The 517-nt window shown below is 41.4% G+C and carries 2 tRNA genes and 1 rRNA gene; all 3 read right to left on the bottom strand.

Going from position 1 to position 517, the window contains the following annotated elements:
- Positions 1 to 155: 155 nt before the first annotated feature.
- A tRNA-Ala gene (locus AOG27_RS21090) sits at positions 156 to 231 on the bottom strand.
- A 44-nt stretch (positions 232 to 275) separates the two neighbouring features.
- Positions 276 to 352 (bottom strand) — tRNA-Ile (locus tag AOG27_RS21085).
- A gap of 76 nt (positions 353 to 428) precedes the next feature.
- A 16S ribosomal RNA gene (locus tag AOG27_RS21080) occupies positions 429 to 517 on the bottom strand; the annotation flags it as partial.

Genomic DNA, 517 nt, shown 5'->3' with positions numbered 1-517 from the left:
GAAAACTCTTTATAGATACGAATATCTATAAGAATTTTAATATCAGCTTTCCAAATTTTTAAAGAGCAAGAGAATAAACTTCTCAAAATTAAACACACTCTATTCTCAAGCAGTTTATTACCTGATTAAGAATGTTTATTTTTAAGGAGTAAAAGTGGTGGAGCTAAGCAGGATCGAACTGCTGACCTCCTGCGTGCAAGGCAGGCGCTCTCCCAGCTGAGCTATAGCCCCACATATGCTGGTACTTATTGTCATTTTTTCCACTTCATAAGAAGTGGTGGGTCTGAGTAGATTTGAACTACCGACCTCACCCTTATCAGGGGTGCGCTCTAACCAACTGAGCTACAGACCCAAACAATAAGTGTTGTTCTCTTTACAATTAACAATCATCTGTGTGGACACTACGAACAAATAAGTTCTAAATCGTATAAGGAGGTGATCCAGCCCCAGGTTCCCCTAGGGCTACCTTGTTACGACTTCACCCCAGTCATGAATCACTCCGTGGTGAACGTCCTCC

Source organism: Pseudoalteromonas lipolytica (assembly GCF_001306915.1).
In the GTDB taxonomy this organism is placed as follows: Bacteria; Pseudomonadota; Gammaproteobacteria; order Enterobacterales; family Alteromonadaceae; genus Pseudoalteromonas; species Pseudoalteromonas simplex.
Note: the sequence above shows the minus strand (reverse complement) of the source record. Positions and strands in the feature narration are given on the sequence as shown.